Source organism: Salinimonas marina, from assembly GCF_015644725.1.
GTDB lineage: Bacteria > Pseudomonadota > Gammaproteobacteria > Enterobacterales > Alteromonadaceae > Alteromonas.
The window spans coordinates 3,487,794-3,507,765 of sequence record NZ_CP064795.1 but is presented as its reverse complement, the minus strand read 5'-3'; the positions used below and the strand labels follow the sequence as shown (position 1 = coordinate 3,507,765).

Below are 19,972 nucleotides of genomic sequence, written 5' to 3'. Positions count from 1 at the left end.
TCATTGTGAAAATATAAGTTTCGAAATGCAAAAGCGAAATACCCAACAGCGTCGTGAAGCTATTGTAGAGTGGGTGAACCACCGGGGCCATGCACAGGTAGATGTGCTGGCCGGTGAGTTTGGCACCTCAGAGGTGACCATCCGCAAGGATCTGAGCATTTTGGCGCAGCAAGGCGTGCTGGTACGTCAGTTTGGTGGGGCTGCACCCGTTCCAGCCGCCGTTGCGGCTGCTCCGTTATTGCGGCCCGTGTCGGCGCAAAAACAAGCTATTGGCGCGCGCGCAGCCAGTTTACTGCATGACAACGCCCGTATTCTTATCGACAGCGGCAGTACCACCGAAACCATGTTGCCGCATTTGCATGCCTTTTCACGGCTGGTGGTGATGACCAACTCGCTGAAAGCCGCCAGCTATCTGACTGAACAGGATAATGAGCCAACCGTGCTGATGACCGGCGGCACCTGGGATCCTCAGTCGCAATCGTTTCAGGGCCACATGGCAGAAAAAGTGACTCAGGCTTACAGCTTTGACTATGCTTTTATAGGTGCGTCAGGCATCGATGTTGAGCGGGGGACGACCACCTTTAATGAATTAACCGGACTTACAGAAACCATGGCCAGTGCGGCCAGAGAGGTAGCCATTGTGGCCGAGTCGAGCAAATTTGACCACCGCATGCCCAACCTTGAATTACCCTGGAAGTCTATCGCTTACCTGATCACCGACAGCAATATCAGCCCGGCGGTGAAACAGGCAATTACAGATCATGGCGTAGCGGTATTGATAGCCACGCCCAATGGAGTATGAAGTATGTGTGGAATAGTAGGAGCCGTTGCCGAGCGTAACGTTGTAGAGATTCTGTTGGAAGGCCTGAAACGCCTTGAATACCGTGGCTACGATTCTGCCGGGGTCGCCCTGTTGCAAAAAGACGGTACCTTAAACCGGGTTCGTCGTACCGGTAAAGTGCAGGCGCTGGTCGATGCTATCGACGGCGACAATGGCCTGGGAACCACCGGGATCGCGCATACACGCTGGGCCACCCATGGCGGCGTTACCGAAGCCAATGCTCATCCGCATTTTTCAAATGAGCGCATCGCGGTAGTCCATAACGGCATTATCGAAAACTACATGGATTTACGTGAAGCGCTGCAGGGCAAAGGCTATACCTTTACCAGCGATACCGATACTGAAACTATTGCTCATACCGTTAATGAGCAACTCAACGCTGGCTGCGATCTGCTAAAAGCGGTCCAACAGTCAGTCACGCAATTTCATGGTGCCTACGGTACGGTTATCATGGATAAGGAAGACCCCGCCAAAGTGGTGGTGGCCCGTTCAGGCAGTCCATTGGTTATCGGGCTGGGCCTCGGCGAAAACTTTATTGCCTCTGATCAGATGGCCCTGTTGCCGGTTACCCGCAAGTTTATTTTCTTAGAAGAAGGTGATGTGGCCGAGGTAACCCGTCGCGAAGTCAATATCTTTGACAAAGACGGCCAGCCGGTAGAGCGCGAAATCATTGAGTCTAATGTTGAACATGATGCCGGCGACAAAGCGGGATACCGCCACTATATGCTCAAAGAAATTCACGAGCAGCCCACGGTGGTTCGCAATACCTTAAAAGATCGCCTTGGCGATACCGGTTTGGCGGCCAATATCTTTGGCGAAGGTGCTGACGAGATATTATCGCGGGTCAAGCATGTCCAGATTATTGCCTGTGGTACCAGTTATCATGCCGGTATGACCGCCCGTTACTGGCTTGAGCAATACGCAAATGTATCATGCGGTATCGAAATCGCCTCTGAGTTTCGTTACCGCAAGTCGGTGGTTCACGAAAACAGCCTGCTGGTCACGATTTCTCAATCCGGTGAAACCGCCGATACCCTGGCGGCATTACGCCTGGCCAAGGATTTAGGCTACATGTCGAGCCTGACCATCTGTAATGTACCGGGCTCGTCATTGGTGCGTGAATCAGATCTGGCCTTTATGACCAAAGCCGGCGCGGAAATCGGTGTTGCCTCGACCAAAGCCTTTACCACCCAGCTCACCGCCTTTTTGATGCTGACACTGGCCATAGGCAAACATCATGGTTTAACCGAGGCTGACAGCCAAAGCATCGTCAAGGCGCTGCATAGCCTGCCGGCCAAGCTAGAAGAAACCCTGACCATCAGCGAAGGGATTGAAGATCTGGCTGAAGAATTTGCCGATAAAAACCATAGTCTGTTTTTAGGTCGTGGCGATCAGTACCCCATCGCTATGGAAGGGGCGTTAAAGCTTAAGGAAATCTCGTACATTCATGCTGAAGCGTATGCCTCCGGCGAGCTGAAGCACGGCCCACTGGCGCTGATTGATGAGGAAATGCCGGTTATTGTGGTCGCGCCTAACAATCAGTTGCTTGAAAAACTGAAGTCGAATGTAGAAGAGGTTCGCGCCCGCGGCGGCATCATGTATGTGTTTGCTGATAAAAACGCCAAGTTTGTGTCTGATGAGACTATGCGGGTTATCAATGTACCGCATTGTGAACCGGTGATTGCGCCCATTATCTACACCCTGCCATTACAGCTGTTGTCTTACTATGTTGCGCTAATTAAAGGCACTGATGTAGACCAGCCACGAAATCTGGCGAAGTCGGTGACCGTGGAATAATCGAGCGGGTTTTGAATACAAAAAAAGCTGGCTCTGCCCAGCTTTTTTTATGCATAAAGTAATCCGAACAGGTTATGTAGCCCTATATAAAGGTATAAATTTGTAGTGATATATTTATAAGTATTATTTCACTTCGCTGTTTTTATACTCTGTATCTAATAGGCCTATGTCTGAACCCTTACAATTAACCTCCGATCTACTGCTTTCCAGTGGCTCTAACCGTGCGTGTTATTATCACCCTTACGATGCCAACCTGTGTGTAAAGGTGCTGCATAAAGACAGCCCGAGAAAAACGCAGACTCGTGAAATCAACTATTTTCGCTTCTTAAAACGGCGTAATATTGCCTCTCCTATGGTAGCTAACCTAATGGATGTAGTGCCCACCAGTCGTGGCACCGGGGTGGTGTTTGAGCTGGTGCGTGACGCTGATGGGCAGGTCGCTAAAACGGTGGGACACTATTTAAGACAGGATGATCCAGATTTTAATCGCATGGTGGTCGATAAGCTCGATGAGCTGATTAAACATCTGGTTCAACAAAATATTATCTTTCGGGATTTGATTACCGAAAACGTCATGCTACGGCGTACCGGCAATAACGAATACCTACCTGTAGTGGTGGATGGAATCGGTCATAATGACTTTTTGCCATTATGCGATTATTTCAAAGTATTGGGCCGTCGTAAAAATCTGCGCAAGTGGAACCGCGAAAAGTACAACTGGTTCAATGAATTTGCAGTGCGGGAGGAAATCGTAAAAATTCCTAAAATGTAGACCCCGCCTAACTCCCACGTCAGCTTCATAGCAATTACGTAAGTTACTGCTTCTTACATCAAAGCAGACTAGTACATATTTAGCCATATGTGTTTCAGAAGGTTCGCATCACGGTCATACATGGATTACTGGTGAGCAGACCTTTTGCCACCTGAAACGAGATGGCGGTGTAGGCACCGCAGATGCTGCTATTCACCCCCGGTACACCATGATTACTCACTCACATACTCACTTTTCCCCGCCGCTGCATCCACATGAGAAAAAGCGGCCCAACCCCTGACCCTGAACAATGGACCTGAGGTTTATAAAAAGAGTCAGTGGAAGAAGCAGGCTTTGAAATTGTGCCTGATAGGTCACAGGGGCCTGGTAAGTTAGTCAGAACCATCAGCCCACGACGCGTAAGGGTGGTGGGATGCGCTGATATAATCAGAAAACTCTGAGCAGGGCTTGGTAACCGCTTCGGTAAATGCGTGAAACACGGCGGTTCCCCCCGACAGATTAGTCGTCGCGCGTAAGTACCTCGAGTAACTCAACATCGAACAACAGATTGCTGTGGGGTGGAATTTTGTCGCCAATTCGGCGTTCGCCGTACGCCAGTTCGGCGGGGACCCATATTTTTCGCCTGCCTCCCACCTGCATGCCCTGCATACCTAAAAACCAGCCCTGGATAAGTTTATTTTTGGACAGCACGGTTTTAAAGGGCTGGCCTTTGGCAAAGGAAGAATCAAATTCGGTACCATTATCCAGAAAACCGCGGTAATGCACGGTGATAAGTGCGCCTTTAACAGCGGTTTTGCCCTGACCTTCGATAAGATCTTCGATACGGATTTCATTACTCATTGGGGGCCTCATTTCGATAAATACATTTTTTGTAGACAAAAGCCATAGTGTAATCTGCGTATTTGGGTTGTCACTAGCGCTTCGTAATAAGTATTAACGTTTCTGCTTTTTCTTAGTTTAATTATTAATCTGTGTGGCCTTTCCATAGGAAAAGTCGAATCATTCCGGGGTGGGCGGAGAACCAGGATCATTTGCAAAGAAGCAGCACAGGAACAAGTTGCTATTAATCTTATTATCCCTTACTTCCGGTAACGCCCTGGCACGTGCGCGGGGCTATGTGCAGCAAAGCCATATACAAGCTGATGAAAAGAGTCCTCAATTGGCATTGAGCACAAACCTTCCATGCGGTTTTATCAAAGGCATTAACCGACCAGTCTCTGGTGGCGGGCCGATATGTTCACTCGCAAAAATCACTTCAGTGGTGCTGATTTCAAAGTCGACCAGATAACCGCGGGAAGGGGTTACACTGATAGTCTGTTCAGCAATACTGATAGCTTTGGGGTGATAAGCTACGAATTGCCATAGACGCATGTACAGATTGGCGACTTCAGCGCCAGTGTCGAAGAAAAAGGCCGGAATTAATGGCCTGCCACCGGCGCCGGGCGGTGGCTTTTATATCTGGCTGACCCCCTGATGCCAGTGCCCCGTCAGCTGTAGCGAGTCATCCAGACAGACAAAATTGGCATAGCTGCTTTCTCCCAACCGACCAATATTGTTCAGGCCCAGGAATTGCGCCGGGGTGCGGGTGGCCATCATCAGCGCCTGTGCTAATGAGACGCCTTCCAAAGAAGCGGCATTTTTTACTGCCATATCCATGGTCAAGATGGATCCGGCTAACGTGCCATCATCCAGGCGCAGGGTACCGTGCTGTTTCATGACTTTTTTGTCCTGATACACAAAGTGGTCGGTGTCGCTGGCCGCCGGGCCCATTGCATCGGTCACCAGCATGATACGCTGGGCTCCTTTCTGCGCAATGGCCAACGCCGCGCTAATTTTGTGAACATGGGCCAAATCCAGAATCAGACCACAGTATACGTCCGGATGATATAAAGCGGCACCTACCACACCGGGTTCGCGACTGGTGAATGCCGACATGGCATTGAACAGGTGGGTGGCTCCGGTAGCTCCGGCAGCAAAGGCCTCGGCGCACTGTTCAAAGCTGGCATTCGTGTGTCCCACACTGACAATCACTTTGTGGGCTACCAGGGTTCGAATTTGATCCGGGGTGACGGTTTCAGGCGCCACCGTCAACATAACCTGGCCTAAATCCTGTCGGCAAAAAATCGCCATCTCCTCATCACCCAGAATGCGCAGATGCCTGGCACTGTGCATGCCTTTTTTGGCTTCACTTAAGTGCGGACCTTCAAAATGAATTCCCACAAAACGGGAGGGGGCGTGGTGATAAGCTTTGGCCTGCGCATTGGCCGCCTCTTGCATGGTTTCGATATCGTCAGTGATGACCGTGGGTAACAGGCTACTGGTGCCATGCCGGGCATGAGCGGTGGCCATTTGCTGCAGGCAGCCAAAAGTAGGTTGGTCGTTAAACTGTACCCCGCCACCGCCATTTACCTGGGTATCAATAAAGCCCGGACATACCAGACCGGTAAGCACACAAGCGTCACCGGCCGCGCTGTCAGGAGTAAACGCAGCGATCCGGCCTTCATCTACCGTAAAGCGAACATCGCGGTGCAATGTTTGGCCATCGAACAGCGAGGGACAAAAAAAGTCAGTCATAAGGCTCCATTTGATTAGAGTAATAGAACGTTCAGCGTGCAGCTAACCATAAGGCACCGTCTATTGGTTCTTGCAGGGCCGGGGTCAGCAGGTTTACTACGTCGGGGTTGAGCCAGGGGATCCAGCTGGCCGCCAGGCCGCCAATAATCGCGCACCGAGACGGGGCATAGCTGTTTAGTCGATGCACCAGTGAGGCAAGATAGTCCGCTCCTTCTTTTAATAATACCCGGCTCTCCCCGCAGGATGGTGCCTGGGCAAAAACCAGTGGCGCGAGTTGGGCAAAATCCGCCGGACGGTATTTTAAGGTTTGGGTTACAATATCCTGAGAAGCGCTGGATTGCAGTTGGCGGCATACTGCTTCGGTAAGCTGATTTTGAGGATGCAGCCCATCCAGGGTTTCCAGCGTCAGACTTAATGCCCGCCAGCCTAACCAGGCCCCGGAGGCTTTATCTCCCAGTGGAAAGCCATGGCCGCCCAAATACACCGGTTTTTGGTGATGCATCACAACCGCCGAACTGCCGGTGCCGGTAATAATCACTGCCCCCGCTTCGCTGCGGTGCGCTCCGATACAGGCAATGTGCAGGTCGCTTACCACCCGCAAGTTAGCAAAAGGCAAGGGCCAGGATTCCGCCAGCTGCTGATAGGCGGGGATATTCACGCCTGCCAGACCCAGCACCGCAGAGGTGCGACCCCAGATTTCCGGGGTTAAACCGGTGCGCTGCAGCAGCGTGTCGAGGGCCAGCTCAATCTGAGTCAATGCGCTGCCGGCATCCTGCGCCGGGTTAGCCGGGCCGGTCTGGCACTGGGCCAGCAGGTTACCACTGGCATCCTGCAGGCGGGCCAGACACTTAGTGCCGCCCCCGTCTATACCCAGAAAAAAAGCGTTATTGTTCACTGTGAAGTTCCGGTAACCAAAAGTTGGTTTGTTATTAAGCCAGCATCATAGCAAATTCAGCCAGGCTGGGAATGCAGGTAGGCCTATTTTGATGGTTCAATGACAACGACTGAACCTAATCTTATAGCGGAAGTGAGGGTTGAGTTGGTTGGTGTAATGCTCCTGCCCGAAGACGGAATTCTGGGCTGATAAACAGGAGTGTCGCCTGCTAAGTCTGCAACCATACCTCGCAGGCTGATCTCCACCGGTATGGCTCCAGGCTTTTAGTCAGGATGGGCATGCATGTGGTGCTTGCTCTTCACCACATTCAGCCCGTCCTGGGCATTTGCTGATTCGCTTCAGGTCAGGTTAACTACAGCAACTGTTTTGCGAGCCGGTACTGCTGCTTAATCGCGTACTCAGCTTTTGCCAGCCAATACGAAGGATAAGCGCCCCAGAATCATGGCGCACAGCGCGTAGATAACTTCGGTGGTGCCACCGTGTAAAGCGGTATCGCCGGCAGTAACAATTAAGCCCTGCCAGTTAAAGGCGGCTACTGCCCAGTTAAGTAAATACCCAAGGCTGATGGCGGCGGATGTAACGCTAAAGATATACAGCACCAGTGAACGACGGCCCAGCTCTTTTAAAATCATGCCCATGGTCGAAACATTGGTGGCTGGCCCTGCCAGTAAAAATACCAGCACGGCACCTGGCGACAGCCCGGCGGCCAGAAAACCTACGGCAATAGGGGTCGAGGCGGTGGCACAGATGTACATTGGAATACCGATAAAGGCCATTACCATCATGGCCACCAGGCCATCTCCCCACTGGGTCAGAAAGTCGGTAGGTACCCAGGTCTGGATCGCGGCAGCCAAGGCCAGACCCACCAACAACCATACCGCGATATCTTCAAGCAACTGGCCGGTAGCAAAACGCCACATCGCCGTCATTTTGCCGGGTTCGGCAGACTTTTTGACGGTGGCCTTGCTTGCGCAACAACTTTCTTCCACCCTGGCAGGAGCAGGTTCTGATGGCCCACTACTGCAACCGCTGCTGGTGGAAGGCGCCGTCTCAGTGCTGCAGCAGGACGATGCACTGGCGGCGGCCGTTGCGGTTTGGCTGGTGGCAACCGCGGCTTTATCTTCCTGCACAAACAGCTTGACCATAATGCCCGCGTAAAGCGCACTGATTATGGCCGCGACCGGCCGCACAATAGCGAATAACGGCCCTAGCAAGGCATAAGACACCGAGACCGAGTCCACGCCGGTTTCGGGCGTAGAGACCAAAAACGAGACGGTGGCCGGTTTGGATGCACCGCTTCGGCGCAGCCCCACCGCAGCCGGAATCACCCCGCATGAGCACAAGGGCAGTGGGGCGCCAATGACCGCAGCTTTGCTAATGGCGGAGACGCTACTGCTGCCCATATGGCGCTGTAGTAAACTGACAGGCACCAGTTCGTGCATCACCGCGGCCACTGCTAACCCTAATAGCAGCCACGGCGCTGACTCCATAAACAGCGCCAAAAAGTTTTCGGTTAACAGCAAAATATCATTCATAGTAGATCGTCCGACTCCAGCAGCTGCAAAATAGAGCAATGCTGAGCACTTTGGGTGCCCCCACCGCATGCCTCATGTAACTTGGCCAGTGAGCGCCGAATGCGTTCCAGCTCGGCAATTTTCTGGCTGACTTTATCAAGCTTTACCTGAGTCCGTTGTTTGACTTCCTGACAGGTGTGCTCGTCCGGATGCAACTTGAGATCAAGCAACTCGGTAATTTCATCTAAGGTAAAACCAACTTGTTTAGCCCGGGCAATAAACAACAGCCGGGTCACATCGTCTTCGCCAAACAGGCGATAACCGGTGGCCGAACGCTTGGAGGCGCTCAGCAACCCTTTATTTTCGTAAAAGCGAATCGTGTCCACCGACACCCCAGCCTGGCGGGCCAGTTCGCCAATTTTTAATATGGATGGTTTTTTCATGGTTGCCAGTATAAACCCTGGAGTTAACTCAAGAGTCAAGCATAAAAACGAACGCATGCAAAGCAAAAAACCAGGTCGCTGGCAGGAAGATACATACAGAAGTGGGGTGAGCTAGAAACGTTACAACTTTAATCAACGGTATTCGGTGAAGAGTCTAGCCAGGCGCGACAGTTTGTTTGGTGTCATAAGAGGTCATAGGTTAGAGCACGGAGAAGTTTCAAACAACAAACTAAAGCAGGCACTTAAATGTACAGTCAAATGGATGATCGAGCGGTTGAAATTTATCAAACACTAACCCGGATATTACTGAGCCTTTTCAATAATACCCTCTGTGGAAGGTGATTTTGTGTTCAAGGTGCTATCTAACTAATTGTTTATAGAGTAGATTGTGTGCTGAAAGTTTTTTTAATGTTGCATCTTATCTAGTTGATGTTGGTTAATGAGCAGGATTTAGTAATAAATCACTTCATGCAAGGACGCATGGTAAATCATGTATGTCATTGCGCTGAGATAAATTGCGTGGAAATCGCTTAATCATACGAGATAAGCCAGAGGCTGTACTTTCAACACACATCAACTGGCTGCGCGTGCTGCAGTTTGTGATTTTGGTAATGATAAATCGCAATCCATAATTGCTACGCATTCGCCAATTCTTTGTGCATAGCCGAATGCTAAGATTCTAAAATTTAGTGAATCTGATATATTAGAAATCACACATGAAGAAACCGAGCACTACACAGTGACAAAAGATTTCTTCGATAATCATCTCTCTGAGTAATGAGCAGCTGTTGGGTGATGACTAGTTCGCCTGAAAAGTGTGTTAAACACGTTCGTTGCGCTCACTGGACTGCCGCGCAATTGCGCGGCAGTCGTTCTCACTGGCGTTAGGGGTAGGACCAATTGACAAACGAAACACCACATTTTTTGGCTGGCGGCGGGGCGATGGGCGTGCGGTTGCGGGCTTTTGCTTGGGAACAGACGCCCCTGGGTGCATCGACAGCCTGGCCGTCGTCACTCAAGACGTTGGTGGGAATAATGTTAGCGTCAAACCAACCGATGTTTGTAGCGTGGGGGCCCACGCGCACTCTTATCTATAATGACCACTACGCAGAAATCCTCGGCAACAAGCATCCAGATGCGCTTGGTCGGGATTTTTTAGAAGTCTGGTACGAGATCCGGGAGCAACTCCAGCCAATAGTATCTTCTGCTCTTAGCGGCGAGCCCGTGCAGATGCAGGACATCCCGTTGATGGTGCAACGCCACGGCTATCCGGAACAGACTCATTTTTCCTTCTTCTACTCTCCGGTGCGCGGGGAAGGTTTGGAAGTCGAGGGGTTGTTCTGCGCGTGCACGGAGATCACCTCCCAGGTACTGACCGAGCAGCGGTTGGCCGAAAGCGAGGCTCGGCATCGCGGTGTGCTGACCAACATGGACGAGGCATTCCTGCTGCTGGGGCCAGATTTTCGCGTGTTGGAAGCCAATGATGCCGTTTCGCGCCTGATTAAGACGCAGGGCGATATAATTGGAGAGGAGTTCGGGGCCCTATTCTCGGAAGGCGGGCAGGCTTCAGTCTACTCGATGTGCCAACGCGTCAGTGCCAGTGGTAAACCGGAGCGGCACGATTATTCCCACGTATCAGCTGAACAAGGATTGTGCTGGTTTGAAACGCGCGCCTATATGGTCGACGCGGGTCTGGCCGTGTTTGTACGCGATATCACTGAGCATAAGAAAATGGCTGCAGATGCCGCCGACGCGGCCGAACGCGTGCAACTGGCGCTGGACGCGGGCGCCATCGTTGGAACCTGGGTTTGGACGATACCGGACAATCGCTTTATTGCAGACGCCCGCTTCGCCGCCAGCTTTGGACTCGACGAGACGCTGTGTAAGTCGGGCCTGCCACTGGAACTGGTCATGGAATCCATTTTCGCCGATGATCGCCACCGAGTCTCGGCGGCGATCGAGGAGGTAATGGGGGTGGGGGCGCATATAGGTGCGAATATAGGGTCTGGCACAGGGATGGTACCCTCCGCTGGGTCGAAGCCAACGGCCAAGTAGAGCTAGACCCCGAGGGTAAGGCGGTCCGCTTCCCGGGAGTACTGCTAGACATCGAAGACCGCCGACGCATGGAAGCCGAACGTGACCAGGCCGGCATGCTGCTGCGTATGTTTACCGATGCGGTACCCGGGGTGGTTTATGCCAAGGACCGTGCCGGCCGATTCATGGTGGCCAACCACGGAGTCGCGGAACTGCTGGGACTGCCCCCGGAGGCGTTCCTGGGTCGCACGGATGAAGACGTACTCGCAGATAGCACCCAGAGTGCCGCCATCATGGCGACCGACCGCCGCATCATGGATTCCGGGGTGGGCGAGCAAGTCGAGGAAGAGGTCATGTTATCCGATGGGACCCCGGCCATCTGGTTATCGTCCAAGGCACCGTGGCGTGACAAAGACGGGAATATTCTGGGTTTGATCGGCTCGTCCGTCGATATTACCGATCGCAAACGCATGGAAAACGAATTGCGCGTGTCTGAACAGCGCTTTGCACTGGCCATGGACGTGGCCCAATTCGGAACCTGGGTCTGGGACGTGCAAACCGGCGACGTCCGGATGGACCCACGATGCAGGCAGATTGTGGGGGCTGCAACTGATGATGCGGTGGTGACGCTGGACGTGCTGTCCCAGCGCATTCATCCCGAGGACTGGCCGCGAGTTGAGGCTGCCCTCCAACATGCACTCCAACCCGGTTCCGATGGCAGCTATACCGAGGAGTTTCGATGGATCCACGCTGATGGTCAGGTGGTGTGGACGATGTCACGCGGGCAGGTATTGTTCGAAAGCGACGTGCCGAATGCCAGACCATTGTCGATGATCGGGACGGTACTCGATATCACCGAGCGCCGGCGGATGGTCGAGAGCTTAGAGCAGGCGGATCGCCGCAAGGACGAATTCCTCGCCATGCTCGCACACGAGCTGCGCAACCCTCTCGCGCCCATCGGCACCGCGGCTAGCTTGCTGGAGATGGCACCTGTGGATGATGAAGCGCGCGTGCGGCAGATAGGGGGAATCATCACGCGCCAGGTCGCGCACATGACCGAGCTGGTGGACGACCTTCTGGATGTCTCGCGGGTGACACGGGGCCTGGTGAATTTTGCGCGTGAGCCCGTGGACATCCGCGCGGTGATGGACGCTGCAGTGGAGCAGGCCCAGCCCTTGATCGCTGCGCGCGGGCATGCCCTCACTACGCAGGTCTCTGATACGGCGCTGGTCATCGGCGACCGCCACAGGTTGGTTCAGGTGGTGGCGAATCTGCTCAACAACGCTGCTAAGTACACGCCAGCTAACGGTCGGCTGCAAATGTCGATACAGGTCCAGAATGAAAAAGTGCAGTTGCGTGTCACTGACAACGGTATTGGTATGGACGGCGCATTGTTGCCCACGGTGTTTGAGCTGTTCGCGCAAGGTAAGCGTACCCCCGACCGCTCTCAAGGAGGCCTGGGAATTGGCTTGGCTCTGGTGCGCAGTATCGTGGAGCAGCATGGAGGTACGGTTACGGCCACAAGCCCAGGCCTCAATTTGGGCAGCACCTTCATAATGACGTTGCCATTGGCGGCAACTGACGAGGCGCTAGTAAAAGCGCCATCTGCCTCCACTCGTACGAGTACATCGTTGAAAATACTGGTGGTCGACGACAACCGGGATGCGGCGGAGTTGCTCGCTATCCTGCTGGAGGCACAAGGCCATGACCCGGAAATCGCCGTCGATGGTGCTGGCGCCGTGGCCATGGTGCGGGCCGAACCACGTTGGGACGCGTGCATCCTGGACATTGGCTTACCCGACATGACGGGGTATGAACTCGCGCGGCAACTCAAGATGGTATCGGATTGTTCAACTTACATCGCGCTGACAGGCTATGACCAATCCAGCGATCGCCAGAAGTCAAAGGCTGCGGGGTTTGATCACCACCTGGCTAAGCCCGCTGACTTCGGCCAGTTGCAGCAAATCCTGAATGGAATCGATGCCGTAAAGCTTGAGTACAGTTAATAGATACTAATGAGTAGATGCTGGAAACTAAAAAAGAGCCAAAGCCAGATAAAAAATTTAGGCTAAGCCTGAGCGGTCATACCCTGAAGCCGTTCTTTTGCGCGTTTCTGCCTATTGTCTGCTGTTCGCTCACAACTGCCTGTCAAATCGATTCTGGATGGTTGTTCAGCAGACGCGATCTATGTGGGCAAGGGTAGTGATTTGGATAAGCGCGACAAAAACTATCGCGCTTGTCGGTTTGAATTGCACAGAGTTTATTGAGTGAACATTACAATCCCAAACGGCGCCAGGGTTAGCGTATGCTCCTCCGGCCTCATGCCCTCGGTTGCCAGGCCTTCCTGCCAGGCAAAGATGCACTCGGGTTCGGCGGGTAAGCCTTCTAGCTTATATTCCGGCAAAAACTGCGACGACAGGTTCAGATACACCCACACTGGTTTGTCGTTCATTTCATTGGTGCGTCGATAACCCACCACCTTGTTAGTGGTATCGTGGTGAATGATTTCGGTAATGCCACCGGTTAATCCGGCACTGTTGCCCCGGGCATTGGTGCGCAGCGCAATCATATCCTCAAAGGCTTGCAGGTATTCACCAAACTGCTCACGGCGACGCCAGTCAATATCATCGCCATCGGTAAAGTACCCGTGTTGCTTGAATTCCTGGCCCTGAAAGAGCATCGGGATCCCGCAACAGGTCAGTACCAGGGCGCCCGCCAAAATGCCTTTATTTCGAGCAAAATAGTCGGTATCGACACTGCCGGGAGCGACTTCCTCAACGACCCGTGCCTGACCATTTGCCACCTCATCATGAGACTCGGTATACACCACCCGGGCAAAGGGATGGTCAGAATACCGGTGAGTCACGGCCTGCAGTAGCGCGTCGGTATCAAGATGTTCATCGTTGCTGGCCAGCAGCAGGTTGCGTACAGGATGAACAAAAGCCGCATCCCACTGGCAGGTGTAGCCACAGCCGTCATTACTGACGATATCGGTAATAAAATGATGCTGATGCAAATCCTCAGCAATGGTCATCTTGTTATCAAATTCGGTGGCGATGCGCTGATTGATATGCTGAATCAGACTGTATGCCTCGGGAATCTCATCACTACCATCATCCACGCCCGAGACGGTACGCATATAAGGCACCATATCCATCCGAAGCCCATCCACGCGGTACTCCGATAACCACATCAGCGCGTTATCGGTCAGATATTCGCGTACCTCGGCGCGGCCATAGTCTGGTCGGGTATCGCCCCAGGGCGTAGCGCTGCGCGCATCATTGTAAAAATAAATGCCCCCTTTGTCGTTTTCATGCCAGCCATCGAATTGCCATAAATCCAAATCGCTGGGTCCGAAATGGTTATAAACCACATCCATGATCACGGCAATGCCACGCTGATGGGCCGCATCGACAAAGCGCTTTAACCCCTGGGGACCGCCATAAGCCTGTTCTACGGCAAAGGGGTGGGCGGGGTTATAACCCCAGCTCAAATCACCGGCAAATTCATTCACGGGCATAAGCTCAACCGTATTGATGCCCAACTCCGCCAAATCATCCAATCGTTCAATGGCGTTATCAAAGGTACCTACCTGGTCATCTGTTTTACCAAAGGTTCCGATGTGCAATTCGTAAATCACACGTTCGTGCAGTGGGGCCGGAATAAAGTTGTCGGTCTGCCACGCATAATCATCGGCAAAAATAAGGCTATGTCCGGCGCTGTTGGTAAGTTCGCGAGCACGGGGGTCATTTTTCAGAACACGCTGTTGATCGCCGGTAGTCAAAACAAACTTATAGCCGTCGCCGTTGGCCGCGTCGGGGCAGTGGCACCACCACACGCCCTGGTCGGTGCGTGTAAGTGGCAGCTGGCTTTCGTCCCACTGATTAAAGTCGCCGGTAACATGTACCGCACTGGCATTGGGGGCCCACACCGCAAATTGAAAACCTTGGTCCAGGGGCGTCACACCCAGTTTATTGTTGTACGACGACATAGTGTTGTTTCTCCGTAAATAGCCGCCAATCGGCAGTAGCTAGGTTATTAGCTATCCTGATGTAGCAATCCGGGTGCCATAAAATAGGTTAATAAAATCAAACCTTAGCAGCACAAGGCTAAAGTAGGGTGTGCATAAATTACCGATAAGCCACTGGTAAGCGGGAAAAAATTATTTATGAAAACCGATAATCCGGCGTGGTAAAAACAGCCGGATTATCCACCGTGGGAGTATCAAAAGCCGCCTAACACGCTTTACCCAATAATGTTTTGTGGTGGATCTGGCGGCTATGGGTCAACGCATCATTAAGTTTTTCAAATTGAAACACTTTGGCCGGCTCAGCCTGAAGCTGGCCCCCTGCCACCTGTGCCAACAGAGCTTCGCCTTCACGCATCAACATGGTCCAGGCCTGTTGGTCGCCATATCGGTGTAATGCCCCCAATGCCACTTCATGATAGGAAATTGTGCGCGTAAACGCTGCATCCACAGGTTGCTCAATACGCCCCTGAATACACACAACATGGCCGTTGGCAGTCAGCTTTGGTACCAGATTGGCCGCATGCTCAGCATTCACCGCGTCGACTATGGCATAGTATCCCTGAGGGACCTCCGGAATGCCGCGCCACAAGTTATCGATACCCAGCTCCATTGCTTCCTGTTTTGACAAGCTTGCTGATACCGCATCGACTTCAAAGCCGGCTTGTTGTAACAATTGAACGGTAAGCTTATTTACTGCGCCTAACCCCGCGACCACGACTTTCTGATCGGCCGCGTAGGGAATTTTACTTACCGCCTGCCAGGCAGTGAGCAGGGGACAAGGCAGTGCGGCAGCCTGTTCAAAAGACATGCCTGCAGGCAAACGCATAACCCGGTTTGCCTTTACCACGGTATGTCCGGCAAAACTGCCCTGTGCCTGTAACGAACCATGATAAGCGACTTTCTGGCCCAGCCAGCGACTGGGCACTTTGCTGCCACAGGCGACCACTTCCCCGGCGCCGTCAACCCCGGGGGTGTGGCCAGCCGGCCAGTTCAAAGGATTAGATTCGATAAATTTCCAGTCGACCGGGTTAATTCCACTGGCATAATTTTCAATGAGTAGCTCATCTTCGCACAGGTCGGGCAGGTCGCGCACGGTCAGAGTTAGCGGACTGTCCGCCTGATGAAATTGCCATACTCTGCTTACCTTTTCGGTCATAGTTACCTCGTAGTTGGATGACTGGTATTTACACAAGTTGATACCGGGCGCCAATGCGGCTGTTACCGGTGGATGTGTCGTCCTTCTATACGGTTTGGTCAGGCGGTGGGATGAGTCAGAATTTATCCGGGTCGCTCAATAAGCCGGACCGGACTGCCTGCAACGCTCTTAAAAAAAGCAAACCCCCTGCGCAAATGTTCAGCTTCAGTAAATGTGCATTGCTCCCATCGTAAGGTTGGCGATCAAAAGCTACGCGCCAAACAGATTTTATTATTCGTACCAGCACCGCCCGGATGACAGTAGTAAACGGCAGATACTATGTCACCTATATTATTAATATCCGCGAAGGTTAAAGAAAATAAACTGGGTGTTATAAAGTTGCCACTTTATAACACCCATTAAAATATAATAGCGTAGTGCATAAATTGAAGGATTCAATTTTTTAGGTTTGATTTTATATTTTGTAACTTATCTTTATTTTAAATATAAGTGTTCTGGTTTTAATTAAAATTGAATTTTTTATAAAGTGAGAATGAACTTGAAAATCCGATGTGGGCTTTGTCTGCTGGTAATGTGTTTATACTCAGTTTCGGTATCTGCCATCAATATTTCGGGTAATGTCACACTGGTGTCTGACTATGTTTTTCGTGGTGTTAATTTATCCGCAGAAGAGCCGGCAATTCAGGGTGGCTTTGATATTGACCAGAACGGCTTTTATGCTGGCATCTGGGCCAGTTCTGATAGCGGCAGCGGCGAGTTTGATGTATATGGCGGTTATACTTATGCGTTAACCGAGAGTGTGGCGCTTGATGTGGGCGTAACGCGTTACTACTACCCGATAGGCGGAAGTACCACTGAGTTTTACGCGGGTCTCAACTGGCAGGCGCTGGGCCTGACATACTATTATGATGAAACGCTAGAGCAGGATTATCTTGAGCTAAGTGCCGGGCTTGCGCTGACCCCGCAGCTTGCCCTGGACTTACGGACAGGTCTCGCCAGAGGCCGGAGAGCAGATGTATGATGCTTCGGTAACCGTCACTTACGCGTTTGATGATACGTACGCGGCTTTTGCCGGCTTTACCACCCACGAAGCTGATAGCATCGACAACTATTTTATTGTGGGTGTGAGCGGCACTTTCTGATTATTAAAGTGTAAATTGCCTTTAGGCCTGGTGAATAAGAGTTTGACCGAGGTTACTTTAAAGCCAGCAATGAGTGTCTCCAGGCAGAACTGTTTTTTAAAAAATATTGCACAATAAAAAAGCATTTGCTCTTTTATACTTAAGTATAATATTCGCGTTGCCAGTCGGAACCTTTTTTATCTTTAAAGTCAGGAAATTTATAGGGTTTACACACTCTTAAAACTTATTCCCAATGCTATTTGCGTAATTACTTTCTTCTTCTACTATTGGTAAGGGAACCTCATCCTCATAGGGTTCCAGGGATTTGGGGGCAGCTTGCGTTGTACTCAGAATTAAAAAATTGCTATTGGCAGAGAGTGTCTCATGTCTTTTAAAACTCGTTTAATTTTGCTTGTGGGCGCATTGTTGTTGTTGTCGTTAAGTTTAAATTCCTATGTTTCTTATTCAATTACTTCCGAAAATATTCGCTCGGCGGTAGAAGAAAATGCGAAGAAAGGACTCGCCACAAAGTTGTCGCTGGTAAAAGATGAAGTGAGCATGTATTTCGAGTTTATCGCAAAGCAGTTAATTACCATGGCCAGCGATGAGGATACCGTTTCAGCCCTACAGGAATTCGATAATGCCTTTACAATTTATCCCAATGAATTAGCCTCCCAACCTAATGATTTGCAAACCCAGCTTACATCGTATTATTCAGAACAGTTTAATCAGGAGTATCAGCGAAAAAACCAGGTTGGCGCTAATGTGGGGTCGTTGATGGGGGAGCTTTCGCAAACCACCAACTTATTGCAATACGCCTTTATTTCAAACAGTGATTATCCCCTGGGAGAAAAGTTCCGCCAGTTTAGTGTTAACGATGGCTCGACCTACTCAAGGGTTCACAGTCAATTACACGGGAAGTTTCAGTCCTTCTTAGAAGCGTTTGGTTATTACGATATTTTTCTGGTCAACAGCAATGGCGATATTGTTTACAGTGTGTTTAAAGAGCTGGATTTTGCCACCAATATTCGCGATGGGGTCTACGCCGGGTCAGGCATTGGCGAAACCTTTCGGGCCGCCATGCGACTTCCTGAAGGTGAGGTCTACTTGTCTACCTTTAAATCTTATCTGCCATCGTACGATGCCCCGGCCAGTTTTATAGCCACGCCAATGTTTAAAGAGGGTCGGCGGGTGGGGGCGCTTATCTATCAGATGCCCATCGATAAAATCAATGAAATTATGACTCATTCTCAAAGCTGGGAGGACAAAGGCTTTGGTGAAAGTGGTGAAACGTATATCGTTAGCAGCGACAATACACTGGTCAATGAAAGTCGTTTTTTTGTTGAAGATAAAGCTGGCTATTACGCTGCCCTTACCCAGGCAAGTGTCAGTTACATTGATGATATAAAAAGTAAAAATACTTCAATTGGTATACAAACCGTGGACTCGCCGGGGGTGCGTACCGCGTTAGCGGGGCAAAAAGGCTTCGACGTTTTTAATGACTATCGTAATGTTGCTGTATTATCGGCTTTTGAGCCGCTAAATATCAATAATGTGAGCTGGGCGATCCTGGCTGAAGTTGATGTAGAAGAAGCTTATCGCTCAGCCAATACTCTGGAGAGCAGCCTGGTGGCCACCAGCATCGGGAGTGCCGGGATTCTGGTCGCGGTGAGTGTAGGGGTGCTGATCATGGTTTTGAATATTGCTTTTCGGCCGCTTACTCAGGTTAGTGACGCCTTCGAGCAACTTAACTCAAAAGATGCTGACTTAAGCGTGACGCTTAAAACCTCGAAGGTAAAAGAATTTGATAAAATCGTTGTGGGATTCAATGCCTTTATTGGTCAGGTACGTGACATCATTAGCAATGTAAAACAATGTTCAGAAGTGGTGGCTTCGGCCAGTACCCAGTTAAGTGCCACAACGGTGGAGGTCAGTCAGACTGCAAAGTTACAGGAAACCCAGGCCAACAATGTCACCGAAGCCCTGAATCAGTTTAACGAGGCGTTAGGGGAAGTTTCGCAAACCAGCGTGACGGCGGCCTCCAATACCCGGCTGGTCAGAGAAAGCACCAGTGAAAATAAAGCGCGCTCAGGCGCCGCGGCTGAAAATATTGGCAGGCTGGTGGCCGAAGTCACGCAGTCTTCAGAAACCCTGGAAAAGCTGCGTAATGAGGTTAAAAATATTGATGATGTGCTGCAGGTAATCAGCAATATTGCCGACCAAACCAACTTACTGGCATTAAATGCAGCCATAGAAGCAGCGCGAGCCGGCGAGCATGGACGTGGGTTTGCGGTGGTAGCCGACGAAGTACGACAGCTGGCTTCGCATACCCAAAAAAGCACCATAGAAATTCAGAAACAAACGGAACAACTCAAGCTGGTAGCGAATGCTTCGGTACAGTCCATGGAACGCGCTTCGGCCTCGGCGCAAGACGGCATTCAGTTGGTAGAAACCGTCAGCGAGTCTTTTGTCGGCTTAAGTGACAAGATAGATCAGCTTGAAAGTATTAATGAAACGGTGGCGGCTGCCAATGAAGAACAAACCCATACCTGTCAGGATATCAACGCTAATATCAAAGTTGTCTCATCCTCGGCGCTGGGATTAAGTCAGGCCTGTGATGAAATTGCGGCAGCGTCGGAGTCGTTATCGCAAATCTCCAGCGAATTACAAAGCCAGGTGGAAAAATTTAAAACCGGGTAGCCTTAAGGCGGTACCCGTTACTGGCGGTTACCCACCTCTTTTCTGTGATGTTTAAAGACGCTCTGGGCGTCTTTTTCGTGTGTAGTTGATCTTCC

The 19,972-nt window shown here is 51.3% G+C and carries 13 protein-coding genes and 2 pseudogenes; 8 read left to right on the top strand and 7 right to left on the bottom strand.

Annotated features, from left to right (window positions below):
- Positions 1–25 precede the first annotated feature (25 nt).
- The 3 genes from IT774_RS15735 (at position 26) to IT774_RS15725 (ending at position 3,410) form a co-directional block, all read left to right on the top strand.
- On the top strand, positions 26–802 hold the full coding sequence (locus IT774_RS15735) for a DeoR/GlpR family DNA-binding transcription regulator (RefSeq protein WP_195810611.1): 777 nt from the start codon (positions 26–28) through the stop codon (positions 800–802).
- 3 nt (positions 803–805) lie between these two features.
- Positions 806–2,638: a glutamine--fructose-6-phosphate transaminase (isomerizing) gene (glmS, locus tag IT774_RS15730; RefSeq protein WP_195810610.1), complete on the top strand. Its 1,833-nt coding sequence runs from the start codon at positions 806–808 to the stop codon at positions 2,636–2,638.
- Between the two features lie 166 nt (positions 2,639–2,804).
- Positions 2,805–3,410 carry a YrbL family protein gene (locus IT774_RS15725; protein WP_195810609.1) on the top strand — a complete coding sequence of 202 codons (606 nt, stop codon included), beginning with the start codon at positions 2,805–2,807 and terminating at the stop codon, positions 3,408–3,410.
- Between the two features lie 498 nt (positions 3,411–3,908).
- Here IT774_RS15725 and IT774_RS15720 read toward each other — a convergent pair whose 3' ends face one another.
- The 5 genes and pseudogenes from IT774_RS15720 to zntR all read right to left on the bottom strand — a co-directional run bounded on the left by IT774_RS15720 (position 3,909) and on the right by zntR (position 8,836).
- Entirely contained in the window at positions 3,909–4,250 is a 342-nt protein-coding gene (locus tag IT774_RS15720; protein WP_195810608.1) for an FKBP-type peptidyl-prolyl cis-trans isomerase, read from the bottom strand.
- Positions 4,251–4,862: 612 nt separating this feature from the next.
- On the bottom strand, positions 4,863–5,984 hold the full coding sequence (nagA, locus tag IT774_RS15715) for an N-acetylglucosamine-6-phosphate deacetylase (RefSeq protein WP_195810607.1): 1,122 nt from the start codon (positions 5,982–5,984) through the stop codon (positions 4,863–4,865).
- A gap of 31 nt (positions 5,985–6,015) precedes the next feature.
- Entirely contained in the window at positions 6,016–6,879 is an 864-nt protein-coding gene (locus IT774_RS15710; RefSeq protein ID WP_195810606.1) for a BadF/BadG/BcrA/BcrD ATPase family protein, read from the bottom strand.
- Positions 6,880–7,227: 348 nt separating this feature from the next.
- Positions 7,228–8,414, bottom strand: a pseudogene (locus IT774_RS15705) (SO_0444 family Cu/Zn efflux transporter).
- Complete coding sequence (gene zntR / locus IT774_RS15700) at positions 8,411–8,836, bottom strand: Zn(2+)-responsive transcriptional regulator (protein WP_195810604.1); 426 nt, start codon at positions 8,834–8,836, stop codon at positions 8,411–8,413. The pseudogene IT774_RS15705 and the gene zntR overlap by 4 nt, the downstream one beginning before the upstream one ends.
- Positions 8,837–9,778: 942 nt before the next feature.
- Between zntR and IT774_RS15695 the strand changes: the two are divergent.
- Both IT774_RS15695 and IT774_RS15690 read left to right on the top strand, forming a co-directional pair.
- Positions 9,779–10,561: pseudogene (locus IT774_RS15695) on the top strand (PAS domain-containing protein); the annotation flags it as partial.
- 398 nt (positions 10,562–10,959) lie between these two features.
- Entirely contained in the window at positions 10,960–12,876 is a 1,917-nt protein-coding gene (locus IT774_RS15690; protein ID WP_195810602.1) for a hybrid sensor histidine kinase/response regulator, read from the top strand.
- A gap of 254 nt (positions 12,877–13,130) precedes the next feature.
- Here the strand turns inward: IT774_RS15690 and IT774_RS15685 are convergent, their stop codons facing one another.
- Positions 13,131–14,861: an alpha-amylase family glycosyl hydrolase gene (locus IT774_RS15685; protein ID WP_195810601.1), complete on the bottom strand. Its 1,731-nt coding sequence runs from the start codon at positions 14,859–14,861 to the stop codon at positions 13,131–13,133.
- A gap of 244 nt (positions 14,862–15,105) precedes the next feature.
- On the bottom strand, positions 15,106–16,056 hold the full coding sequence (locus tag IT774_RS15680) for an alcohol dehydrogenase catalytic domain-containing protein (protein ID WP_195810600.1): 951 nt from the start codon (positions 16,054–16,056) through the stop codon (positions 15,106–15,108).
- 571 nt (positions 16,057–16,627) lie between these two features.
- Here IT774_RS15680 and IT774_RS15675 point away from each other — a divergent pair.
- The 3 genes from IT774_RS15675 (at position 16,628) to IT774_RS15670 (ending at position 19,877) form a co-directional block, all read left to right on the top strand.
- Complete coding sequence (locus tag IT774_RS15675; RefSeq protein WP_195810599.1) at positions 16,628–17,077, top strand: TorF family putative porin; 450 nt, start codon at positions 16,628–16,630, stop codon at positions 17,075–17,077.
- Complete coding sequence (locus IT774_RS17830; RefSeq protein ID WP_269749774.1) at positions 17,070–17,198, top strand: hypothetical protein; 129 nt, start codon at positions 17,070–17,072, stop codon at positions 17,196–17,198. Before IT774_RS15675 ends, IT774_RS17830 begins: the two co-directional genes overlap by 8 nt.
- A gap of 363 nt (positions 17,199–17,561) precedes the next feature.
- A complete protein-coding gene (locus tag IT774_RS15670) occupies positions 17,562–19,877 on the top strand; it encodes a methyl-accepting chemotaxis protein (protein ID WP_195810598.1) in 2,316 nt (771 codons plus the stop codon).
- The last annotated feature ends 95 nt before the right edge of the window (positions 19,878–19,972 follow it).